Origin of the sequence: Saccharomonospora iraqiensis subsp. paurometabolica YIM 90007 (assembly GCF_000231035.2) — a bacterium.
In the GTDB taxonomy this organism is placed as follows: domain Bacteria; phylum Actinomycetota; class Actinomycetes; order Mycobacteriales; family Pseudonocardiaceae; genus Saccharomonospora; species Saccharomonospora paurometabolica.
In genome coordinates this window covers 2,424-3,555 of record NZ_KI912261.1, presented here as the reverse complement: position 1 = coordinate 3,555, position 1,132 = coordinate 2,424, and the positions used below count along the sequence as shown (strand labels likewise).

Here is a 1,132-nt window from a genome sequence, read left to right as displayed (position 1 = left end):
CCCCGCCCGCGTGCGTCCGGACGGACCCACACGGCCAGCTCGCCGACGTCCGGTTCCCCGGACGGCCCCGTGCCGTCGAGCGTCAGCGCCACCTCGCCGAGCAGTGCGCCGGTGGTGGGTTCGGCCACCGCCCACGTGCAGACCTCGTCGTCGGCCCACTGCCGCCCGCGCCGGGCGATGTACGCGGTGGCCTCGTCGGCCGTACCGGGCAGGTGCGGACCCGCCCCCTCCCCGGCGGCGGCGAGCAGGGCGGGCCGGTCGTCGAGAGCGGTGTCCGCACGCAGTTGTCGCAGGTAGAACGTGCCCGCGTTGATCTCCACCGGTTCCACCCGCCCGATCCTACGGCCTGCCGCCCGGCCCTTTCCGGCGGTTGACGAACGACCCGGCCACCAGTGCCACGATCACCGGCAGCGCGAAGATCAGGATCGGGACACGCGCCACGGTGAGGAACAGCACCACCGCGAGCACGGCGGCCAGCGGGACCGCGAGCGAGGCGAGCTTCTGGTTCCACGGCTGCGCCGGGCGCTCCTCCGGCGCGGGGCGGGCGGCGGCGCGTTCCGCGCGCAGCACCTCCGGCCGCGGGTCGGGCAGGTCGGCGAACAGCGGCTCCAGATCCCGGCGGAAGATCGCCGCGCCGACCTTCGCGGACCGCTGGTCGAACTCGACCAGATCCAGGCGTCCACTGCGGACGTGCTCGCTCAGCGCGTCCAGTGCCTCCTGCCGCTCAGCGTCGCTGAGGCGGTATTCCGGTCGATCGACGGCCACACGCCCGATGGTAGGCGCTCGCCCGGCGCGGGCGGGAACACGCGCCCGGCACCGGCGGGACGGCGGGCCCCGCCGGTGCCGGGCGCCGGGTTCGGTCCCGGTGGTCGGCCGAGCTCAGTCCTTGAGTTCCAGCAGCACGGTGCCCTGGTTAATCGCCGCGCCGACCTCGGCGGCCAACCCGGTGACGGTGCCCGGTTTGTGTGCGGTGACCGGGTTCTCCATCTTCATGGCCTCCAGCACGACCACGGTGTCCCCGGACTCGACGTGCTGGCCCTCCTCGACCGCGACCTTGACCACGGTGCCCTGCATGGGCGCGGTGACGGCGTCCCCGCTGGCCACGGTCTTCGTGCCGCCCGCGCGCCTGCGC

The 1,132-nt window shown here is 74.7% G+C and carries 3 protein-coding genes; all 3 read right to left on the bottom strand.

What is annotated here, in order from left to right; all coding sequences use genetic code 11:
* Positions 1-329, bottom strand: a 329-nt coding sequence (locus SACPADRAFT_RS33505; protein ID WP_007027703.1) for a GNAT family N-acetyltransferase, incomplete at its 3' end; no start/stop codon positions are given.
* 10 nt (positions 330-339) lie between these two features.
* Complete coding sequence (locus SACPADRAFT_RS0222655; protein ID WP_007027702.1) at positions 340-765, bottom strand: DUF1707 SHOCT-like domain-containing protein; 426 nt, start codon at positions 763-765, stop codon at positions 340-342.
* A gap of 114 nt (positions 766-879) precedes the next feature.
* Positions 880-1,132, bottom strand: a 253-nt coding sequence (locus SACPADRAFT_RS29350) for a biotin/lipoyl-containing protein (RefSeq protein ID WP_007027701.1), incomplete at its 5' end; no start/stop codon positions are given.